Source organism: Yersinia pekkanenii, assembly GCF_001152565.1.
GTDB classification, from domain to species: Bacteria; Pseudomonadota; Gammaproteobacteria; order Enterobacterales; family Enterobacteriaceae; genus Yersinia; species Yersinia pekkanenii.
Map to the genome: position 1 here is coordinate 1 of NZ_CQAZ01000193.1, position 732 is coordinate 732.

Genomic DNA, 732 nt, shown 5'->3' on the forward strand with positions numbered 1-732 from the left:
TATTTACCCACGCCCAGCCGTGGTTTCCCTGCTTTCCACAGTCAAAGGAAATTGATATGTTGGTTATTCCACAGTCAATGTAAGGAATTGGATATGACCAGCTATATAGCCAGAGTTGAAATTTCTGGCGGTGATGCAAATGAATACGCGCTGTTGCATGAAATGATGCGAGGCATCGGCTTCAGTAAAGAAATAGTCGGTGACGAAGGGAGAGTTAGCTCTTTACCTACAGGAACGTATGTGGCTAATCTCGATCAGGATATCGATGCAGTGCGAGACAACATCCAGCGAGTGGCTTTACAGGTTTCAGACAATAGCCCGCAAATTGTGGTGTGCTCATTTGACCGATGGTCTGGATATTTAATGTTTGCTTCCTGACTTGATTCATTGAGCATTACGGATGTGGACTAACTGCCTGTGCTCCAGTACCGCCTACTGCCTTAGGCTCCCCACTAGGTGGCGGTGAGTAGCCACCTTTTTCTAACTGTAATATCCGTTGAGCAGCATAGCAAAGTGCCGCTTCCATCATGGATTCTAAGCTATCGGTGTTATCGCGTAGCTTTACCGAAACAGCTAACAGTGCATCACTAAAATTATCACTGCCATCCGTAATTGCTATTGCATAACTACCGCTTTTATTTCGTTCTAAAACTATAACTTTTGGATTCTGGATCATCTCTTACCCCTTAACTATGTGGTGGGCTTCTTTGCGAACGTTATATTAGGTGCCTG

Annotated in this window: 2 protein-coding genes; one reads left to right on the forward strand and one right to left on the reverse strand. The window is 44.7% G+C overall.

Annotated features, from left to right (window positions below; genetic code table 11):
- Positions 1 to 378 (forward strand): type V toxin-antitoxin system endoribonuclease antitoxin GhoS (gene ghoS / locus AEP37_RS23915; protein WP_156168789.1); only part of this gene is annotated, 378 nt, incomplete at its 5' end.
- Between the two features lie 16 nt (positions 379 to 394).
- Here ghoS and AEP37_RS23920 read toward each other — a convergent pair.
- Positions 395 to 676, reverse strand: coding sequence for a hypothetical protein (locus tag AEP37_RS23920; RefSeq protein ID WP_049615676.1), 282 nt, complete (start codon positions 674 to 676; stop codon positions 395 to 397).
- Positions 677 to 732: the final 56 nt, after the last annotated feature.

What these genes read in the sequence shown, in the direction of transcription:
- AEP37_RS23920 (WP_049615676.1), bottom strand. Translation starts at nt 676, where the DNA reads ATGATCCAGAATCCAAAAGTTATAGTTTTAGAACGAAATAAAAGCGGT.